The sequence below is a fragment of the Paenibacillus sp. SJS-P3 genome (assembly GCF_056711585.1).
In genome coordinates, this window is the sequence record NZ_CM160043.1 from 2,956,218 (window position 1) to 2,973,198 (window position 16,981).

The window sequence follows — 16,981 nt, forward strand, 5'->3', positions numbered from 1 at the left end:
ATCTCATGCGAGGTTTTGGATAATGGGCCGGCTCCAGCCATCTTTCAAAGGGGAAAGAATGCCTATGCGCTTTTTGACAGCTGTATTGATTCGTCCCCTGGTGAGCTCGCTGCTCCTCCTCTGCTTGTTTGCAGCATTGGCTTTGCTGATCGGAAGGCAGCATACCGTCGTCTTTGACGAGCGGGTGTCCGATGCCGTCCAGGGAATCGCCTCCCAGTCTTTGACAGCTGTCATGAAGGGATTTACGACAGCAGGCTCCGGCCCTTGGGTCACAGGGATCATGATTGTGATCGTCGTCGCTTTGCTGCTCGTCGGCTATCGCAGGGAACTGATCTTCTTTGTCGGCGTGATCGTCGGATCAAGCCTGCTGAACCTTCTGCTCAAGCTTATCTTCCACCGCGCCAGGCCGGATGTCCACCGGATCATCGATGCGGCCGGCTACAGCTTTCCGAGCGGCCATTCCATGGCTGCCTTCACGCTTTACGGCATTACGATTTATTTCCTTTGGAAGCATCTTGAGCGCTCTTGGATGAAGGCCGCTGCCGTGTCGGCGGGAATCGTCATGATCCTCATGATCGGAATCAGCCGGATCTATCTGGGCGTCCACTACCCGAGCGACGTGCTGGGAGGCTACCTGATCAGCGCATCCTGGCTGACGGCCAGCATCGGATGGTATGAACGCTATCTCGAGGAGAGATGGAGATCGAAGAAGTCCCGTTCCGTCGGCCGCGGCTGAAAGCATGGGCTCGCGAGGGCTCAAGGACGGGCATACCCAGCCGAATGAATAAAAAGAAGCCAGCGCTGACTTGCAGCGCTGGCTTCTTTTTATTCGGGAAATGACCCGTCCTTTCTTTATCCCTTCATGCGAGAGCCTGTCCTCTGCACCTCTCAAGAACCCGGCCGACAGCCTCGACATCAGCCCTTCATCCGCTCCATGAGCGCCTGTGCATCCACGGTCCGGCTCCCCACGTCGCCATGGCGCATCTCGCCGCCGCGGCTGCCGTGGTAGTCGGAGCCGCCGGTTGCAAGAAGGCCGTGCCTCTCGGCAAGACGCAAATACTTGAGCTCCTCCTCCGGCGTATGGTCGGAGTGGAAGGCTTCGATTCCGGCCAGTCCTCCGGCTGAGGCAAGCCTTTCCACTTCAGCGTCGTCGCGGTACAGGCCGGGATGGGCCAGCACCGCCGCTCCGCCGGCCTCGGCGATCCAGCGTATGCCCTCCTCGGGCGTTATGCGCGGAATCGCCACATAGGCCGGAGCTCCTTCCGCGAGATAAAGCTCGAATGCTTCGCGTACGGTGGATACGACGCCTGCCTTCACAAGAGCGGCGGCGAAATGCGGACGTCCCAGGCTCGCCGGAACACCGCCGTCTCCATGCGCTGCGGCATCCAGCACTTGGCGCAGCGTCAAGGCGATGCCCAGTTGTCCAAGACGCTGAATCAGCAGCTCGTTGCGCCGTTCCCGGACTTTCCCTTGCGAGGAGAGGCGCTCCAGCCAGAGCGGATTGCTCTGGTCCGGGCCGTATCCGAGCACATGGATGTCCTTGCCGTCCCGAGCGGTGCTCAGCTCCACGCCCGGAATGACGATGACGCCGGAACGCTCTCCTTGAAGCTTCGCGTCTCCGATGCCATCCATCGTATCATGATCCGTCACGGCTATCGCGTCCAGACCCCGCGCGGCCGCCCTGGCAACGAGCTCGGCCGGTGAATCCATCCCGTCCGACGCCGTCGTATGCGTATGCAGATCCGCGCGTATTACAGCCATTGGGCAAGATCCCTGCCTCTCAGGAAGCTGAGGAACGATACGGCCGGTTTCGGCAGCAGCGCCGACTTCAAATAGATCGAATAAAACTCCCGGGTGAAATCGGCGTCCGTTATGGACACCGTCTCCAGCAGGCCGAGAGCCAGCTCATGCTTGATCGAGGAAGCGGAGATGAAGCTCATTCCGACTCCCGCCTCCACGGCCGACTTGACTGCGCCGGTGCTGCCGAGCTCCATGACGATGTTCAGGTCCTCGGCATCGATGGATTTCATCGCCAGCTGGTCCTCCATGACCTGCCTCGTGCCCGATCCTTGCTCGCGCAGGACGAGCGGGTACGTGATCGCTTCTGCAAGGGTGACTTCGCCTCGTCCCGACAGCGGATGGCCGGGACCTATGATCAGCTGCAGCTCGTCGCTCAGCACCGGCTCGGTATGCACATCCGGGTGGCTGACCGGAGCTTCGAGCAAGCCGAAGTCGAGCTGATGGTTCAGGATATGCTCGAGAATCTGAGTCGTGTTCATGATCTTCATGCGGATGGAAATATCGGGATGCTCTTTGTTGAACGGTCCAAGCAGCCGCGGCAGGATGTACTCGCCGATCGTCAGGCTCGAGCCGAGCTGAAGACGCCCCTTGAGCCCTTTTGCGTACCGCGCCATGGCCGCATCGGCATCCCGGATCAAGTCCATGCTGCGCTTGGCATAGGGCAGCAGGACGCTCCCCGCGTCCGTCAGCTCGATTCTCTTCGTGGACCGGAGCAGCAGCTTCGCGCCGAGCTGGTCCTCGAGAGACTGGACCTGCATCGTTACGGCCGGCTGAGTCATGTGGAGCGCCTGCGCTGCCGCGGAAAAGCTGCCTTTTTCAGCGACCGTATAAAAAATATGCAGCTGATGGAAGTTGATGGCCACCTTGTCGTCATCCTTTCGGGCGGCATCCGCCTGATCCGGCTTCGGTTGCCAGCCGGACATGCCCGCTCATTTTTCTGTCCATTATAACGTACCGGCGCATAAAACATAACTATCGGAATAAATAGAAAAAAACAGGCCTCGCCGCCAAGGAGCAGGAAACCCGTTTCCACTATTGTCATTCTCATCCATATTATTTGTTATAATATGTCATTTCCTTTTGCGGCTGTTTTTGATCAATGTCATGCGCCGGGAATGCCGCAGCCAGGAGTAATAGGACTTTAAGTCCCTAAGCTCGATCGTTTCCGACATTCTTCCTAAAAATGTGACGACAATCATTTTCTGAAGCGGCGTTCCGGCAAGATCGAATTCATTCTCCGAATCGGTGAATTCCGCCACGAAAACCAGATCGTCGTCAATGAGATAGACGTCCTCTTCGTTCCGGTAGTAGGATTCGATCCGTCCTTGCTTGAGGCATTGCCAGATATAATCCGCGATGTCGTCGAAACCGGTCTTGACGCTCTCTACCCGGTCCGCCCAGCGGAGCTTCGCATGATGAGTGATGATGACATCCGCCACTCGCTTTTCGCCCAGTTCAACATGGAACGTCTCATACGTGTTCCAGCGTTCCGTCGTTCTATCCTTCATCTTGTCCACTCCTCCCTGGGAAGCAGGCCTTTATATCTAGTTTATGATTAGGTTTATTCTACCATGTCTATTTCCAATTTCAAATTAAAAAATAGGACTCTCCATTATTGTCACATTTTGGGTTTTATATAAGAAAAAAGACCCCCACCCGCCAGAGGTCGAAGGTCTTGAGCCGCCGATGCCGGACGATGCATCTACATGCTGTAGAAACGCGTTTTGTCCGGATTTTCCTTGGTGTATTCCGTCTTGATCTCGTTCCGGAGGGAGCGTTCCGTCTTCTTGACGTACGGCAGGCGGTGAATGTTGCGCAGCGTCTCTTCCTCGCGCCCCGAATCGATATAAATAACGGCATAGTGCAGCCGCCGCGAAATATAATGCACGTTTCCGTATTTCTCCAAGCTGCGGGCCGACTTGGCGTCGCTCACCCAGACGATGTAGCCCGTGCGCCGTTCAGGGAAGGCAGCCGCTTCGACGGCTGCCATCGACTCGGAATGTTCCATCAGCCGCAACCCCCGCTTCCGCAGCTGCAGGAGCCGCCTCCGCCGCAGCCGCCGGACGGCAGCGGATTGTTGCCCGGCACCTTGATGGAGCCGGATACCGATTCGGCGATCATCAGGGATACGTCATAGAGCAGCGTATCCACGATCTCCTCGGCTTCCTTGTAGCGGCGGATGCATTCCACCTGCGCCATCTCGGCTTCGACAGCCTTCACCTTATCCTTGGCCGCATGATAGTCGGGATGGAACCTTCCGAAGCGCTCGCATTCGGAGAAGAATTCCTTCGCTCGGTTGAATCTCGCCCTCAGCGAGGCGACTTCCGGGTTGTGTTCGACTTCGTTCTTCCAATATAAATAATCCGCCACTTCGGCCGATTGGTTGATGTAATCGCCTAGTTCATAGGCGCAGAGCACGACTGGCGCCATATCCAGCGGCGTCTGCTCCGCAATCTCAAGCTGCTGCAAGATCAGTCCACTCCTTCCTGCCGGGGAGGGTCTCCTTCCGGCTTCCTCCTATCATAGCATACCCGATCGAGCTTCGGTAGACCCTTCAGCGGGCGGCCGCATTTCCGGGAATGTGCAGCCGGATGCGGCCGACTTGGCCGGGAATCAGCATGGCCGGCACTCTGGCTTCATTGTCTTTCCGGTAGAAGCCTTCCGCAGCCCAGCCATCCCCATCTCCCTCTACTTGGAGCGGAACGAATATGCCGGCGCTTTCCCCGTCGTGAAGCTCCACGGGAATACGCAGCCGGACCGCGCTCTCCAGCAGCTGGCGGCAAGTGGACAGGCGATAGCTGCGCGGGGCGCCTGTCCAGGCAGCGGGCAGCTTCTCCGCTTGCAGGACAAGCCAAGGCTGAACCTCGGCCGGCGGCGCCGGTTCGAGCGAGGCAAAGGTCGAGGCAGGATCCGACGACTGCCAGGACGGCCTGCCGCTGCTTCCTGCAACGGCCTCTCCGCTCTCCTCGACGGCAAAAAGGGCGCTGCGGCTCTCCGTCCCGGGCAAGCATTGCGCCAGAAGCGTTTCCACCGGCGGAGGCACTGCCATTCCCGACGCCCCGGACAGCCATTCCCGCAGCTGGCCCGCCCCAAGGCCGAGCGCCGCCGACCTTTTCAGAGATTTATCTGTAAGCCGGTATGCGGTGAGCTCCCTCACTTCTCCCCGTTCGGCAGCCAGCTCGAGCGGCCAGAGCTGACGATACGAAGTCCATGCCCCCGCCCATATATCTCCGTCAGGCTGCAGCAGAAGAGGCTCGTCCCCCTCTGAATCCTCCTCCTCCCCGCAGCCCTCAGCAGATAGCAGCAGCCGGAAGCAGGACTCTCCCTGCTCCGTTTCGCCCCATTCGGCCCAGCCGCATCCCGCCAGCCATTCCAGCAGCCCGGAGCCTGCCGGGCTTTCCCGGACCGGGCGGCCGGCAGGCCAGCCCGAGCGGGACAGGCATAGAAGCTCCAGCCTGGGTACGCTGTACCAGACATCCTCCTTCAGACTGGAGATGACGGACGCAGCGGCGGCCGCTTCCGCCGAATGGCGGACAGCCCGATCCAATATCCATCGGAACAGCCCCCTTTCCCGCTGCATCAGAGGCTCGTCAAGCCATGTCCGCAGCCTCTGCACCTCCCAGCTCCAGGCTACTCCAGGACGCAAAATGCCGCTGCTGAAACACCAGTCGAGCACGAGCGCGACCGATCCGGGATAGTCCAGCCTCAAGGAAGGATCCAGCTGGATAAAGGATTCGGGGTTCAAGCCCGCTGCCTGCTCCAGGGCTTTAACGGTGCTCATGTGAAGCCTTCCTTTCACGGTCAGGACCGGTCCGCTGCGGGCAAGCTCCGCTAGAGCCCCCAGCAGAACGCGGCTGTACAGAGCGCCGCCTCCGCTCACTGCCGAGGCGGCGCTGCGGCGCGCCAGCTCTTCTTCCGCGGAAGTCCATGGCCAGACAACAGCCGCCCATTTCAAGTACGAGCCAGCCGTCACGGCGACGGGGCGCTCGCCCCAGAAGCGCAGCCTCGCCTGCACGGCTCCGGCTGCTTGCAGGCCGGACAGGCCGGCGCGCAGCTCCAGTCCCGACCAGCAGCCTGCGGCGGCTTCTTCCAGCAGCCGCTCTTCCTCGACGGGATGGACGCCGAATCTCGCCAGCAGACAGCGGAGCACATCCTTCGCGGCCGGGCTCAAGCGGCTCCAGCTCTCCGCTTCCGAATCCGCTCCGGAGCATGGTCCGGCAGAGCCCGGCAGCTCCGGCATAAGCGCCAAATCGCTGCGTCTCTGGCTGGGACGGACGGCTTTGCTCCTCTCCCAAGGCTTGTCCGAACCCATCATAATGACCCCTTTTCCGTGATCTCGTACGAATAGCCTTGCTCGATCATGAACAGCTGCCGCTTCAAGGCGAATTCCGTTTCCCTCGTCCCTTCCGTCACGACCGTATAGAAATAGGCCCGGTTATCATCCTTGGGGCGCAGCAGCCTGCCTATCCGCTGCGCTTCCTCCTGGCGGGAGCCGTAGCTGCCCGATACTTGGATGGCGACGGCCGCATCGGGCATATCGATCGCGAAATTCGCGACTTTGGATACAACCAGCACAGGCAAGCTTCCGGAATTGAAGCGGCTGTACAGCTCCTCCCGCTCCTCGGGCGGCGTGCTGCCCGACAGCACGGGAGCTTCGAGCTCCCTCCCGAGGCTGGACAGCTGCCGCAAATACTGGCCGATGACGAGCGCCGGCTTCCCCGGATGCCTCTCCAGAAGCCGGCGCACCGCCTCCGCCTTGCGGGGATTTTCTCCGGCGAGCCGCAGCTGAGCGCGTGCTCCCACCGCATCGTATGTTTCCCCGTCTTCCTCCGCCAGCGGCACCCTCACTTCCCGGCAGCTGACCGCGGCGATCCAGCCCTCGCGCTCAAGCGCTTTCCACGGCAGCTCGAACAACTTGGGGCCGATCAGAGAAAATACATCCTCCGCGCGCCCGTCCTCGCGGACGAGCGTCGCTGTCAGACCCAGCCTCCGCGTCGCCTGCAGCTCGGCGGTCAGCCGGAATACGGGAGCCGGAAGCAGATGCACCTCGTCATAAATGATGAGGCCCCAATCCCTGCGGCTGAACAGATCCATATGGCCTCCGCTGCCCCGGCGCCCCATAATCTGATACGAGGCGATGGTGACCGGCCGCACTTCCTTCTTCTCCCCTGTATATTCGCCGATGTCATCTTCTGCGATCGTCGTCTTCTCCAGCAGCTCGCGCCGCCACTGCCGCACGGAGGTCGAGCCCGATGTCAGGATCAGCGTCGCGCAGCCGAGCCTGGCCAAAGCCGCGGCGCCAACGACGGTCTTGCCCGCTCCGCAAGGCAGCACGATGACGCCGCTGCCGCCCTCTCCCTGGACGCCGTCCCGGCAAAACCGCTCCACCGCTTGCCGCTGGTAGTCCCTCAGCCGGAACGGCTTGCCCGAGGGCAGCTCGCCGCGCAGGCCGATGCTGAGCGCCTCGCCTTCCCGGTAGCCGGCATGGTCGACGACCGGCATGCCCATCCGCAGCAGCTCTCTCTTCAGATCTCCCCGGCGTTCGCCCGGAACGGCGATGCCATCGGCTGCGCGGGCCGCTCCCCATGAAGCGATGCACTCGTCCGTAATTTCCCGCAGCCTTGCGGCGGGTCCGGACAGCAGCAGCGCGCCGCCCCCGATCGCGATCAACTCCAGCTCCCCGTACCTGCTGAGCCACTGCTTCACTTTGCCTGCGGCCGCTCCCGGCACCCCGTACCGCGCATTGGCTTCAAGGCAGTCCAGTATTTCTTCCGCCGGCTTGCCCTGGGAAGCAGCATTCCATACGCTCAGCGGGGTCATTCGGTAGGTATGCATCGTGCCGGGACGCTTGACGAGTTCGGCAAAGCCCGCGAGCGCTTCCCTGGCCTTTTCGGCTCCGGGATGGGCATCGTCCAGCAGCACCGTGCCGTCCTCCAGCACGACAAGCGGGCCGCTCTTCCGCTTCAGCATGTTAGCCAGCCTCCTTCTATCCGTTGCCAATGCTGACAGTATGGGGCAAAACCCCGCCTTTTTATGCCGCCTGGGCCGCCGACAGGAGGGCCATGAGCCAAAAAAGGCCGGCAGTCCCCGAAGGGACGCCGGCTTTCCTTTCATCTGCCTGTCAATGAACGAACGGGGACGGAGCCGCCTCGGATATGGAGCTCAGCGCATGTCCCGCTTCATCCGCGTACTTGTCGCGGACGGCAAGATCCCCGATCGCGACGACGCCGACCAAGCGGCCGTCTTCCACGACGGGCAGCCTGCGGATTTCCTTTTCCGCGAACAGACGGCCCGCTTCCTCGGCAGTGTCATCCGGGCTCAGCGTGACCGGGCTAGGCGTCATGACTTCGATTACGGCGGTGGAGCCGGAATGCTTGCCGGCGTATCCCCGCACGACAAGATCCCGGTCCGTCACGACTCCGATCAGCCTGTCTCCCTCGACGATCGGTACGAAGCCGATGCCATGGTCCTTCATCAGCACGGCTAGTTCATACACATTGTCCTTCAGCGTAGCAGTGATGCAAGGCTTGCTCATGATCTGTGATACCGCTAGTGGCATGCGCTTGACCTCCCAGGAATTGGCCGGTTCGTTCCGTCCTGCTTTCCAGCACCGGAAGTCCGGTTATTTCCTTATCGTGCGCTTGCCGCCATAAAGTCATTCAAGGGAGAATGTGGCCGCATATTTTTCCGCGCAGCCGATCATCAGACGGGCGGATTGAAGCATCGAGCTTTCGTCGAGGTCGAATCTCGGATGATGATGCGGATGCACGGCGCCCGCCTCCGGGTTGCCTGCGCCTACGAACATGAAGCAGCCCGGCACCTGGTCGAGATAATACGCGAAGTCCTCGCCTGCCGTAATCAGCTCCGACTCGCGGACATTCCCGTCTCCGAACAGCTCGGCTGCCGCGGCCAGGCAGCGGGCCGCCTCCAGCTCGTCATTGATGACCGGCGGGTAGCCCTCCCGGTAATCCAGCTCCCCTTCGGTGCCGAATCCGGCGCATACGAGCCGGACGAGCTCGGAGATGCGCTGACGCATCAGGTCCCGCACGCCTTTGTCGAAGGTGCGCACCGTACCTTTCAGCCGGCAATGGCCGGCAATGACATTGCTCGCCTCTCCGGCCTGGAAAGAGCCGATGGAAAGAACCGCCGTGTCGAGAGGGCTGACATTGCGGCTAACGACCGACTGCAGAGCCTGGACGAGCGCAGACCCGGCGACGATCGTGTCGCGAGTATGCTCCGGCATGCCTCCATGCCCGCCTTTGCCGGTGATCTCGATCGTGAACTCGTCCACGCCGGCCATGAATGCGCCGGCGCGGATGCTGACCGTACCGGCCTGAACCGGCGTCCACAGATGCACGCCGTAGATGACGTCGACGCCTTCAAGCGCTCCATCGCGAATCATCGGCAGCGCGCCGCCTGGAGTAAGCTCCTCCGCGGGCTGGAAGAGCAGCCTGCGGGTGCCGCTGAAGTCTCCGTCAAGCGAATGATAGTACTCTGCGATCGCCAGCAGCGAGGACGTATGGGCGTCGTGCCCGCAAGCATGCATGACGCCCGGTGTTTGGGAGCGGTATTCCACTTCTTTTAGATCCTGGAGCGGCAAAGCGTCCATGTCCGCTCTCAGCGCGATTAAGGGACCCGGATGCTTGCCTTTCAGATCGACGATTAGTCCGTAGCCTCCGACTCCCTTGCGGACGGCGGTGCAGCCGATCTCTGCCAGACGATCCCCGATCCAGGCGGATGTATGCTCTTCCTGGAAGCTTATTTCAGGATGCCGGTGCAGATGGCGGCGGTCGCTTACCATGCGCGGATACATTTCCAAAAGCTTGTCCGCCGCGGTTGTCTGGTCTCGATTCAAGCTGTTGCCCTCCTTGCCGCATGCCGGGACGCTCGATGCGGCTCCCGGAGCGGCCGATTATAATCTTCCTGCTATTATTGTAGTGTACCAGATGCAGGCACAGCCGCGGTAGACGTCCCTGCCGCGGCGCTCGGGACGAGAGGCCGCAGGGTTGCACTGGCTATGGAAACATACTAATATGAAAGGGAATACAGTCTTTGCCATGCTGCTGAGGAGGATTTCCCCCATGTTAATTGAAAATTCAGGCTTGAACGGGTTGAAAAGCGATCTTGCCCACCTTGACGAAAGCGCCGAGAGCCTCGGATTCGTCCGCTGGCAATGGGAATACTACCGCGCTACATACGATCTGAAATTCGTGGACCGCGGCACGAACGACGAATATTTCCTGCGGATCAGCACGCGAGCCGTCGAAGGCAAGCTGGAAAACCCGGCAGCCGTGCTCGCCGTTGAATCCGTCTATATGGGACGAGCTACTTTCCCGCACGGCCTCGATTACGAGTCCGCCGTGCCCCAGCCTATTCTGAGCGCTGCCAAGCAGAAGCTCGCCGACCTCAAAAATAAGCTTTCCGAGTAGGTGACAGCCAACCATGAAGGTCAATCCGGAGGGCCGCCGCGGCAGGCCGGACTTCCTGCTCCTGATTCTGACGCTGGCGCTTGTCGGCTTCGGGCTCGTCATGGTGTTCAGCTCCAGCTCCAGCACGGCCGCCGTCAGCCGGGCTGCAGGAAATGATCCTCTTTATTACTTGAAGAAACAATTCCTGTTCGCCGCTCTCGGGACCGTCATCATGCTGGTTGTGATGAATTTCCGCTATCAGGTGTTCAAGCGCGGGTTCATGCTGTTCTTTCTTCCCGTCTTCTTCATGCTCATGATCGTTCCGTTCGTGGCAAGAGAGATCAACGGGGCAAGAAGCTGGTTCAATGTGATGGGATTCGCGGTACAGCCGACGGAATTCGCGAAGCTGGCGCTTATCCTCTATCTCGGCACTCTGATCGCCAAGAAAGGGGAACGGTTCCGCAGCTTCAAAAAAGGGCTCGTGCCGGTCATCGTCATCGTCGGCATCGTATGCGGAATGATCATGCTGCAGCCGGATCTCGGCTCCTGCCTCGTCATATCGGCCTGCGCGTTCCTGATGATCGTCGCAGGAGGAGCCAACCTGCGCCAGCTGGCGGCATCCGCCTTTTTCGGAGGCATCGTCCTGACCGCTGTCGGAGCCGTAGCCTTCCTCATCTCCCCGACCAAGTGGGAATACCGGATCAGCCGGTTCACGAGCTATCAGGATCCGCTGGCCGACTCCTTGGGAGACGGCTATCAGGTCGCCCGTTCGTTGATGGCGCTCGGCCATGGCGGATTCAGCGGAGCCGGCCTCGGACACGGCATCCAGAAGGTCCAGTACTTGCCGTTCGCCTACAACGACTTCATTTTCGCCGTCATCGGAGAAGAGCTCGGCTTCGTCGGAAGCACTTTGTTCCTGGTCGTATTCCTGCTCTTCCTCTGGCGCGGACTGATTGTCGCCCTTCGCTGTCCCGATATATACGGCACGGTTGTCGGGGCCGGCATCGTCTCCCTGTTCGCGGTACAGGCATTCATCAACATCGGCGGCGTCACCAATGCGATTCCGCTGACCGGCGTCACGCTTCCGTTCATCAGCTATGGAGGCTCTTCCCTGCTGGCCAGCCTGATGTCCGTCGGCGTGCTGCTCAGCATCAGCCGCGAAGCCAATCGTCAGCCTGCATCGGCGAAGCGCGCGACCGATCGCTCAGTCGGCCGGCAGGTGAATTCGTAGCTGCCATTCCTGCGCCGGCAAATGAAAGGAGCCGCTCTCACGAGCGGCTCCTTTCTTCATTTCAGCCTTGCCGTACCGGTTCCGGCTTCCTCCACCGGTTCATCCCGGAACAGGACGCCATCCACCTTGACGTTGATCTCGACCACGTTGAGCCCGGTCATATTCTCTACGGCTTCCCGGACGTTCAGCTGCAGCTGCCTGCATACTTCCTGGATCGGAATGCCGTATTGGACGATTACCCTGAGATCGACGGCCGCTTCCAGCTGGCCGACTTCGACGGATACGCCCTTCTGGGCGTTCTTTCCGCTGAGCCTCTTGGCGAGACCTTCGGATATGCCGCCCGACATCGCAGCGATTCCGGGGGTCTCAAGCGCTGCCAGACCGGCGATGGTAGCGACAACGTCATCCGAAATCCGGATCATGCCTGTTTGAAGGTCTTCCGCCATCACGTTCAACTCCTTCAATAAATCCACTCTTTGGTTCCATTGTAAGGGATGTTCTCTTCCAAATGCAAGACAAGCACGACCCATTCCGAGCGTTTACTTTTCCCTGCAGGATGGGTATATTAAGATACAGATTTTGCCGTAATACATATTCCAAAATGATCGAGGTGCCGCTTCTTGAGTCGTCGTCAACTGTTTTTCGCCGGGCTGATCATCAGCTTCGTATTGAGCGGAATCGCCCATTACGCCCACTGGAACGAAATGTTCCAATTCGTCGTCTCCGCCATCTCCGTCATCTTCGTGGCAGGGTTTCTCGGGCAGGCCACAGAATCCGTGGCGCATTATGCGGGACAGCGTCTCGGAGGCTTTCTCAATGCCACCTTCGGCAACGCAGCCGAGCTGATCATCGCGATTTTCCTCGTTCGGGCTGGCTCCTTCGAGACCGTCAAAGCGAGCTTGACCGGTTCGATCATCGGCAACCTGCTGCTGGTGCTCGGCCTCAGCATTTTCCTGGGCGGACTCAAGTACAAGGAGCAGCGCTACAACGTCCAGCTGGCCACCCACAACTCGACGCTCATGGTGATGGCCGTCATCGCCCTCATCGTGCCGGCCATCTTCGTCGCAGGGGAACATTTTACCGTGCAGGCGGACAAGGTGCTCAGCATTACGGTCGCGATCATTCTGATCGTCAGCTATTTGCTCTGGCTGGTCTTCTCCATGGTCACGCACAAAAACATGCTCTCCGACATGGAAGAAAAAGCCGATGCATCGGCGGACAGCCACCACGAAGAACCCGCCTGGAGCAAAGGCCGCTCCATCCTCTATCTGATCGTGGCCACCGTCATGGTCGCCTTCGTCAGCGAATGGCTTGTCGGAACGCTGCATGAGGTGTCGGCCCGCTTCGGCCTCTCCGAGCTGTTCATCGGCGCCTTCGTCGTCGCGATTGTCGGCAATGCCGCCGAGCACAGCGCGGCCATCATGCTTGCGCTCAAAAACAAGATGGGCGCAGCGGTGGAAATCGCCGTCGGCAGCAGCCTGCAGATCGCGCTCTTCGTCGCCCCGGTGCTCGTTCTGATCAGCGGCCTGTTCGGGCCGACGATGGATATCGTCTTCACCCCGATCGAGCTGGCATCCATTGCGGTCGCGGTATTTATCGCCAAAGCGGTTTCCAGCGACGGAAGGACCAACTGGTATGAAGGCTTTCTGCTGATTATGGTTTATATCATTCTAGGCTTCGCCTTCTTCCTCGTCTAGGAAGCACGCAGCAAAAAGGCGCATCTCCCGCAGATCGCGGGGAATGCGCCTTTTTGCTGCGGATGGCCGGGAAGCCACCGTTGCTGGCTGCTATAGGAGCTGAGACTTTTGGTCCAGCGCTTCATACAGTTGGGCAAGGTTGCGCTCGAGCCTGCTGATGATCGCTTTGCCAGCCGCCTCTTCGATAAGCCCAGCCCTTACGGCAAAGTCAACTTCCCGCGAGAAGCCGTACATCTGGGTATCAAGGACCTCTTCGTACAGAGGGCACTTGCGGGTAGCAAGATTCTCCATCTGAACCTCAATCAGCTTCTCGATTTTGTTCGCGTCATCCTGCAGCAGTTGAACCGCCTTCTGATGCAGATGGACCAGGACTTCCGGTGAAGACATAGTTTCCCCCCCTGTGCGGATGTCTCGCCGTCTTCATGTTACGATAGTACCTTTAATATTAGACGATCTCTGTCCAATACACAAGGTCATCGCAGGAACCCGCCTTATGAAAATAAGCCCGGCCGCATGCGCGTCCGGGCCTATCGGTTGCTGCTGAATGAAGTTACTCGCCGATGACTTTCACGTCGAGGTTATGCTTCGAAAAAGCCTCGGAAAGGGCTGCTTTCGCTTCGTCTGCATCAGGCCCGTGAACGTGAAGCTCATAGGAATGGCCTCCGACCAACGTCGTGAACAAGCCCAGGATGCTCTTCACATCGATGTACTTGTTGTCGGCCTGAAGGACGATCGATGAGCGGAACCGGCTTGCAATTTGAGAAATTTCTACGATAGCCGCATTGTTGGACATAGGGATTCCTCCTTGTAAGAAGTCGATAAAGAAAACGTTTCCTTCATCATAACTGAATCAGGATGCCCATTCAAGATGGAACATGTAAAATTTAACCTCAATTACAGCCCCGCAAACGCAGCCGGTTTATTTCAAGCTGTCCGGATTCAGGCCTTCCAGTTCCGGCAGGACGAAGATGCCGTCCTTGCGGATCAGCACATCATCGAAATAAACTTCTCCGCCGCCGTATTCCGGACGCTGGATGAGGACGAGATCCCAGTGGACGGCGGAACGGTTGCCGTTGTCGGCTTCCTCGTAGGCTTGTCCCGGCGTGAAGTGCAGCGAGCCCGCGATCTTCTCGTCGAACAGGGTATCGTTCATCGGATGCAGGATGTACGGATTGAAGCCGAGGCTGAACTCGCCGATATAACGCGCTCCTTCGTCCGTATCGAGAATTTCGTTGATGCGGTCGGTATTGTTGGAGGTCGCCTTGACGATGCGGCCGTTCTCGAACGTGAAGGAGATGTTGTCGAAGGTCACGCCGGAATTCACGCTAGGCGTATTGTACGTAATCGTGCCTTGCACGGAATCTCGGATCGGAGCTGTGTACAGCTCTCCGTCGGGAATGTTGCGCTCGCCCGCGCACTTCACGGATCCGATTCCCTTGATGGAGAAGCTGAGATCCGTACCCGGGCCGGTGATGCGCACGCGGTCGGTGCGGTCCATGAGCTGCTTGAGCGGCGTCATCGCTTCTTCCATCTTGCTGTAGTCCAGATTGCAGACATCGAAGTAGAAATCCTCGAACGCCTCGGTGCTCATCTTGGCCAGCTGCGCCATCGATGCGCTCGGATAGCGAAGCACGACCCATTTCGTGCGCTTCACCCGAATTTCGGAGTGGACCGGATGAGAGTAGAGCTGCTGGTACATCCTCATGCTTTCTTCCGGCACATCGGCCAGCTCGTTGACATTCTCTCCGGACCGGACGCCTATGTAGCCTTGCATCAGGCTCATCCTTTCCTGGTCGAGCTTGGACCACAGCTCGATCTGCTCCTTGGAGGCATTTTGCAGCAGGGAGCGCAGGATGGAACGGTCGCTTGTTTCCACGAATGGACGGCCGCCGCGCTTGACCACTTCCTCTATGAGGCACTTGCCGAGCTCAAGCTCGCTTCCGATCAAGTCGATAAGGATGTTTTCGCCAGGCTGCACTTGGACAGAGTGGCTAACCAGGTTCGCGGCGAGTTTTTGAAGTCTAGGATCACGCATGAACGGTTTAATCTCCCTTCGGTCTAAAAAACTTTTTACGCGAACCATCCTATCATGAACCCTGCTTCTGTTGCACGGTTATGCGTTATTGTGCTAATGATCCAAATGGAACAGGAACTCCGTCTTTCTCTGCTCACCGGCTTTGTTCCCGCCCGATTTATAATGAAGATCCGCATTTTCGGCCAATTTCAAAGGCACGAGCAGGCTGCGGTCGACGACGAGAGTATAGGTGGAATCCGCGGATAAGGAATGCATCATTTCCTGCCACTGTCCGGCGCTGCGCAGAAGCTCCTGGTTCCATTCCCGCTTCAGCTCCGCCCGCCGGGAGTCGTCCAGCTGCCCCCAGACCTCGCTGTCTTCCGGGGAGCTGTTCTCGATGCGGCTCCATTGCTCCTGAAGCCGGCTGCGCCATATCGTTCCGGCTTCCGCCGGGTTCGGACGGATGATGAGCACAGCGCGGCCTCCCTCCGATTTCGCAGCATCCAGCCCGACAGCCGCCTTGCTGTCCAGCAGCCGGCCCAGCAGCCATGCCGGATCGTATCCGGCCGGAATTCCTCCTTCGGTTTCCAGCACGCCTTTTTCTCCCTCTCTGCTCTCCAGCAGCCGGACCCCTTCATGCCGCTGCACCTCTCCTTTGAAGTGCGTCTTAGGCGCGGAGCTGCCAGCCGACGTGGAGAAGCCGCTGAACCTGTAGCTGTCCTGAGCAGCCAGCCCCGATACGGCTAGGCTGAACAGCTCCTCCGGCGTACGGTCTGCCTGCACCGCCGCGCAGCCACTCAACGCTATGGCCAGAATAACACCCGCTCCGGCGGCAAGAATACCCTTCCGCTTCCATTCCATGTCATTCCAGCCTCCCGCTCGTTTTTCAGTAGCATCTCCAATCCGAGACAGTTATTATGCGGATCCAAGCTCTCTGCAACGGGTTCCCGCTTGACACTGGATGCCTGGTTCCTATAAAATTAGTTGTTGAATATAGGCCAACGTTTTTGTGACACCCTCATAGGGTGCTGCAGCTGGAGGACCAGCGGCTGAACTAGTCCTTCGGGGTCATGGCTTGTCCATGTCCATGTAGTATCCGGCGAAATCATTGGACCCTTTTCAAACATTCCATTTGAAGAAGGAGCTACACCCAATATGTCACGTTATACAGGTCCCAAGTTTAAACTCAGCCGTCGTCTCGGAATTTCCCTGAGCGGCACAGGCAAAGAACTCGCTAAGCGCGCTTTCCCTCCAGGCCAGCATGGCCAGAGCAGCCAACGCAAAAAAGTGAGCGGCTACGGCCTTCAACTGGCTGAGAAGCAAAAACTGCGCCACATGTACGGCGTTAACGAAAAACAATTCCGCAACCTGTTCGACAAGGCTAACAAGCTGAAAGGCATCTCCGGCGAGAACTTCATGTTCCTGCTCGAAAGCCGCCTGGACAACCTGGTATACCGCCTTGCATTCGCGAACTCCCGCCCGGGCGCTCGCCAGCTCGTTGCCCACGGCCACATCACGGTCAACGGCAAAAAAGTCGACATCGCTTCCTACCAAGTACTGCCTGGCGATGTTATCGGCCTGCGCGAGCGCAGCCGCAGCCTGAAATCGGTTAAAGAAGCTATCGAAGGCCGTCATCACCTTCCTAGCTACATCGAATTCAACGAAACGGCTTTGGAAGGCAAATACGTTCGTCTGCCAGAGCGCAGCGAGCTGAGCTCCGACATCGACGAGAAGCAAATCGTCGAGTTCTACAGCCGTTAATACCGGCTTCTCTTCTTCGGAAGAGACCCAAAAAAACCCCTTGCGATTGCCGCAAGGGGTTTTTTCTATC

19 protein-coding genes are annotated in these 16,981 nt (G+C 59.2%); 5 read left to right on the plus strand and 14 right to left on the minus strand.

Annotation, left to right across the window (positions count from 1 at the left end):
- Window positions 1–64: 64 nt before the first annotated feature.
- A complete protein-coding gene (locus AC06G8_RS13640; protein WP_480283091.1) occupies window positions 65–736 on the plus strand; it encodes a phosphatase PAP2 family protein in 672 nt (223 codons plus the stop codon).
- 179 nt (window positions 737–915) lie between these two features.
- On the opposite strand, the gene AC06G8_RS13645 is transcribed toward AC06G8_RS13640, so the two are convergent.
- The 9 genes from AC06G8_RS13645 to AC06G8_RS13685 all read right to left on the minus strand — a co-directional run bounded on the left by AC06G8_RS13645 (window position 916) and on the right by AC06G8_RS13685 (window position 9,613).
- A complete protein-coding gene (locus AC06G8_RS13645; protein WP_480283092.1) occupies window positions 916–1,761 on the minus strand; it encodes a PHP domain-containing protein in 846 nt (281 codons plus the stop codon).
- The gene (locus tag AC06G8_RS13650) at window positions 1,752–2,663 is read right to left on the minus strand and encodes a selenium metabolism-associated LysR family transcriptional regulator (RefSeq protein WP_480285440.1); all 912 of its coding nucleotides are present in this window, start codon (window positions 2,661–2,663) and stop codon (window positions 1,752–1,754) included. Before AC06G8_RS13650 ends, AC06G8_RS13645 begins: the two co-directional genes overlap by 10 nt.
- Window positions 2,664–2,870: 207 nt before the next feature.
- Entirely contained in the window at window positions 2,871–3,308 is a 438-nt protein-coding gene (locus AC06G8_RS13655) for a hypothetical protein (protein WP_447661298.1), read from the minus strand.
- A 194-nt stretch (window positions 3,309–3,502) separates the two neighbouring features.
- Window positions 3,503–3,808: a YlbG family protein gene (locus AC06G8_RS13660; RefSeq protein ID WP_447661299.1), complete on the minus strand. Its 306-nt coding sequence runs from the start codon at window positions 3,806–3,808 to the stop codon at window positions 3,503–3,505.
- Window positions 3,808–4,230 (minus strand): YlbF/YmcA family competence regulator, encoded by a 423-nt coding sequence (locus AC06G8_RS13665; protein WP_447661667.1) that lies wholly within the window; start codon window positions 4,228–4,230, stop codon window positions 3,808–3,810. The genes AC06G8_RS13660 and AC06G8_RS13665 overlap by 1 nt, the downstream gene beginning before the upstream one ends.
- Before the next feature lie 124 nt (window positions 4,231–4,354).
- Window positions 4,355–6,115 carry a hypothetical protein gene (locus tag AC06G8_RS13670; RefSeq protein ID WP_480283093.1) on the minus strand — a complete coding sequence of 587 codons (1,761 nt, stop codon included), beginning with the start codon at window positions 6,113–6,115 and terminating at the stop codon, window positions 4,355–4,357.
- Entirely contained in the window at window positions 6,112–7,770 is a 1,659-nt protein-coding gene (locus AC06G8_RS13675; RefSeq protein WP_480283094.1) for a DNA repair helicase XPB, read from the minus strand. The genes AC06G8_RS13670 and AC06G8_RS13675 overlap by 4 nt, the downstream gene beginning before the upstream one ends.
- A gap of 151 nt (window positions 7,771–7,921) precedes the next feature.
- Window positions 7,922–8,359, minus strand: a complete 438-nt coding sequence (locus AC06G8_RS13680; protein WP_480283095.1) for a CBS domain-containing protein — start codon at window positions 8,357–8,359, stop codon at window positions 7,922–7,924.
- Between the two features lie 96 nt (window positions 8,360–8,455).
- Window positions 8,456–9,613 (minus strand): amidohydrolase, encoded by a 1,158-nt coding sequence (locus tag AC06G8_RS13685; RefSeq protein ID WP_480285441.1) that lies wholly within the window; start codon window positions 9,611–9,613, stop codon window positions 8,456–8,458.
- Window positions 9,614–9,881: 268 nt separating this feature from the next.
- Between AC06G8_RS13685 and AC06G8_RS13690 the strand changes: the two genes are divergently transcribed.
- Both AC06G8_RS13690 and ftsW read left to right on the plus strand, forming a co-directional pair.
- A complete protein-coding gene (locus AC06G8_RS13690) occupies window positions 9,882–10,229 on the plus strand; it encodes a YugN family protein (protein ID WP_447661303.1) in 348 nt (115 codons plus the stop codon).
- Between the two features lie 13 nt (window positions 10,230–10,242).
- Window positions 10,243–11,439: a putative lipid II flippase FtsW gene (gene ftsW, locus AC06G8_RS13695; RefSeq protein WP_447661304.1), complete on the plus strand. Its 1,197-nt coding sequence runs from the start codon at window positions 10,243–10,245 to the stop codon at window positions 11,437–11,439.
- 56 nt (window positions 11,440–11,495) lie between these two features.
- On the opposite strand, the gene AC06G8_RS13700 is transcribed toward ftsW, so the two are convergent.
- Complete coding sequence (locus AC06G8_RS13700) at window positions 11,496–11,885, minus strand: Asp23/Gls24 family envelope stress response protein (RefSeq protein ID WP_447661305.1); 390 nt, start codon at window positions 11,883–11,885, stop codon at window positions 11,496–11,498.
- A 174-nt stretch (window positions 11,886–12,059) separates the two neighbouring features.
- On the opposite strand from AC06G8_RS13700, the gene cax reads away from it, so the two are divergent.
- Window positions 12,060–13,136: a calcium/proton exchanger gene (cax, locus tag AC06G8_RS13705; protein ID WP_447661306.1), complete on the plus strand. Its 1,077-nt coding sequence runs from the start codon at window positions 12,060–12,062 to the stop codon at window positions 13,134–13,136.
- A 90-nt stretch (window positions 13,137–13,226) separates the two neighbouring features.
- Here the strand turns inward: cax and AC06G8_RS13710 are convergent, their stop codons facing one another.
- The 4 genes from AC06G8_RS13710 to AC06G8_RS13725 all read right to left on the minus strand — a co-directional run bounded on the left by AC06G8_RS13710 (window position 13,227) and on the right by AC06G8_RS13725 (window position 16,011).
- Window positions 13,227–13,523, minus strand: a complete 297-nt coding sequence (locus AC06G8_RS13710) for an Fpa/YlaN family protein (protein ID WP_076355061.1) — start codon at window positions 13,521–13,523, stop codon at window positions 13,227–13,229.
- A gap of 163 nt (window positions 13,524–13,686) precedes the next feature.
- Window positions 13,687–13,929 carry an HPr family phosphocarrier protein gene (locus tag AC06G8_RS13715; protein WP_021878361.1) on the minus strand — a complete coding sequence of 81 codons (243 nt, stop codon included), beginning with the start codon at window positions 13,927–13,929 and terminating at the stop codon, window positions 13,687–13,689.
- 126 nt (window positions 13,930–14,055) lie between these two features.
- Window positions 14,056–15,171 carry an aminopeptidase gene (locus AC06G8_RS13720; RefSeq protein WP_480283096.1) on the minus strand — a complete coding sequence of 372 codons (1,116 nt, stop codon included), beginning with the start codon at window positions 15,169–15,171 and terminating at the stop codon, window positions 14,056–14,058.
- A gap of 93 nt (window positions 15,172–15,264) precedes the next feature.
- On the minus strand, window positions 15,265–16,011 hold the full coding sequence (locus tag AC06G8_RS13725) for a hypothetical protein (protein WP_480283097.1): 747 nt from the start codon (window positions 16,009–16,011) through the stop codon (window positions 15,265–15,267).
- Between the two features lie 294 nt (window positions 16,012–16,305).
- Here AC06G8_RS13725 and rpsD point away from each other — a divergent pair, with 294 nt between their 5' ends.
- Complete coding sequence (rpsD, locus tag AC06G8_RS13730; RefSeq protein ID WP_447661309.1) at window positions 16,306–16,911, plus strand: 30S ribosomal protein S4; 606 nt, start codon at window positions 16,306–16,308, stop codon at window positions 16,909–16,911.
- Window positions 16,912–16,981 lie beyond the last annotated feature (70 nt).

What these genes read in the sequence shown, in the direction of transcription:
- AC06G8_RS13640 (WP_480283091.1), top strand. Translation starts at nt 65, where the DNA reads ATGCGCTTTTTGACAGCTGTATTGATTCGTCCCCTGGTGAGCTCGCTG.
- AC06G8_RS13645 (WP_480283092.1), bottom strand. Translation starts at nt 1,761, where the DNA reads ATGGCTGTAATACGCGCGGATCTGCATACGCATACGACGGCGTCGGAC.
- AC06G8_RS13655 (WP_447661298.1), bottom strand. Translation starts at nt 3,308, where the DNA reads ATGAAGGATAGAACGACGGAACGCTGGAACACGTATGAGACGTTCCAT.
- AC06G8_RS13660 (WP_447661299.1), bottom strand. Translation starts at nt 3,808, where the DNA reads ATGGAACATTCCGAGTCGATGGCAGCCGTCGAAGCGGCTGCCTTCCCT.
- AC06G8_RS13665 (WP_447661667.1), bottom strand. Translation starts at nt 4,230, where the DNA reads ATGGCGCCAGTCGTGCTCTGCGCCTATGAACTAGGCGATTACATCAAC.
- AC06G8_RS13670 (WP_480283093.1), bottom strand. Translation starts at nt 6,115, where the DNA reads ATGATGGGTTCGGACAAGCCTTGGGAGAGGAGCAAAGCCGTCCGTCCC.
- AC06G8_RS13675 (WP_480283094.1), bottom strand. Translation starts at nt 7,770, where the DNA reads ATGCTGAAGCGGAAGAGCGGCCCGCTTGTCGTGCTGGAGGACGGCACG.
- AC06G8_RS13680 (WP_480283095.1), bottom strand. Translation starts at nt 8,359, where the DNA reads ATGCCACTAGCGGTATCACAGATCATGAGCAAGCCTTGCATCACTGCT.
- AC06G8_RS13685 (WP_480285441.1), bottom strand. Translation starts at nt 9,613, where the DNA reads ATGTATCCGCGCATGGTAAGCGACCGCCGCCATCTGCACCGGCATCCT.
- AC06G8_RS13690 (WP_447661303.1), top strand. Translation starts at nt 9,882, where the DNA reads ATGTTAATTGAAAATTCAGGCTTGAACGGGTTGAAAAGCGATCTTGCC.
- ftsW (WP_447661304.1), top strand. Translation starts at nt 10,243, where the DNA reads ATGAAGGTCAATCCGGAGGGCCGCCGCGGCAGGCCGGACTTCCTGCTC.
- AC06G8_RS13700 (WP_447661305.1), bottom strand. Translation starts at nt 11,885, where the DNA reads ATGGCGGAAGACCTTCAAACAGGCATGATCCGGATTTCGGATGACGTT.
- AC06G8_RS13710 (WP_076355061.1), bottom strand. Translation starts at nt 13,523, where the DNA reads ATGTCTTCACCGGAAGTCCTGGTCCATCTGCATCAGAAGGCGGTTCAA.
- AC06G8_RS13715 (WP_021878361.1), bottom strand. Translation starts at nt 13,929, where the DNA reads ATGTCCAACAATGCGGCTATCGTAGAAATTTCTCAAATTGCAAGCCGG.
- AC06G8_RS13720 (WP_480283096.1), bottom strand. Translation starts at nt 15,171, where the DNA reads ATGCGTGATCCTAGACTTCAAAAACTCGCCGCGAACCTGGTTAGCCAC.
- AC06G8_RS13725 (WP_480283097.1), bottom strand. Translation starts at nt 16,011, where the DNA reads ATGGAATGGAAGCGGAAGGGTATTCTTGCCGCCGGAGCGGGTGTTATT.
- rpsD (WP_447661309.1), top strand. Translation starts at nt 16,306, where the DNA reads ATGTCACGTTATACAGGTCCCAAGTTTAAACTCAGCCGTCGTCTCGGA.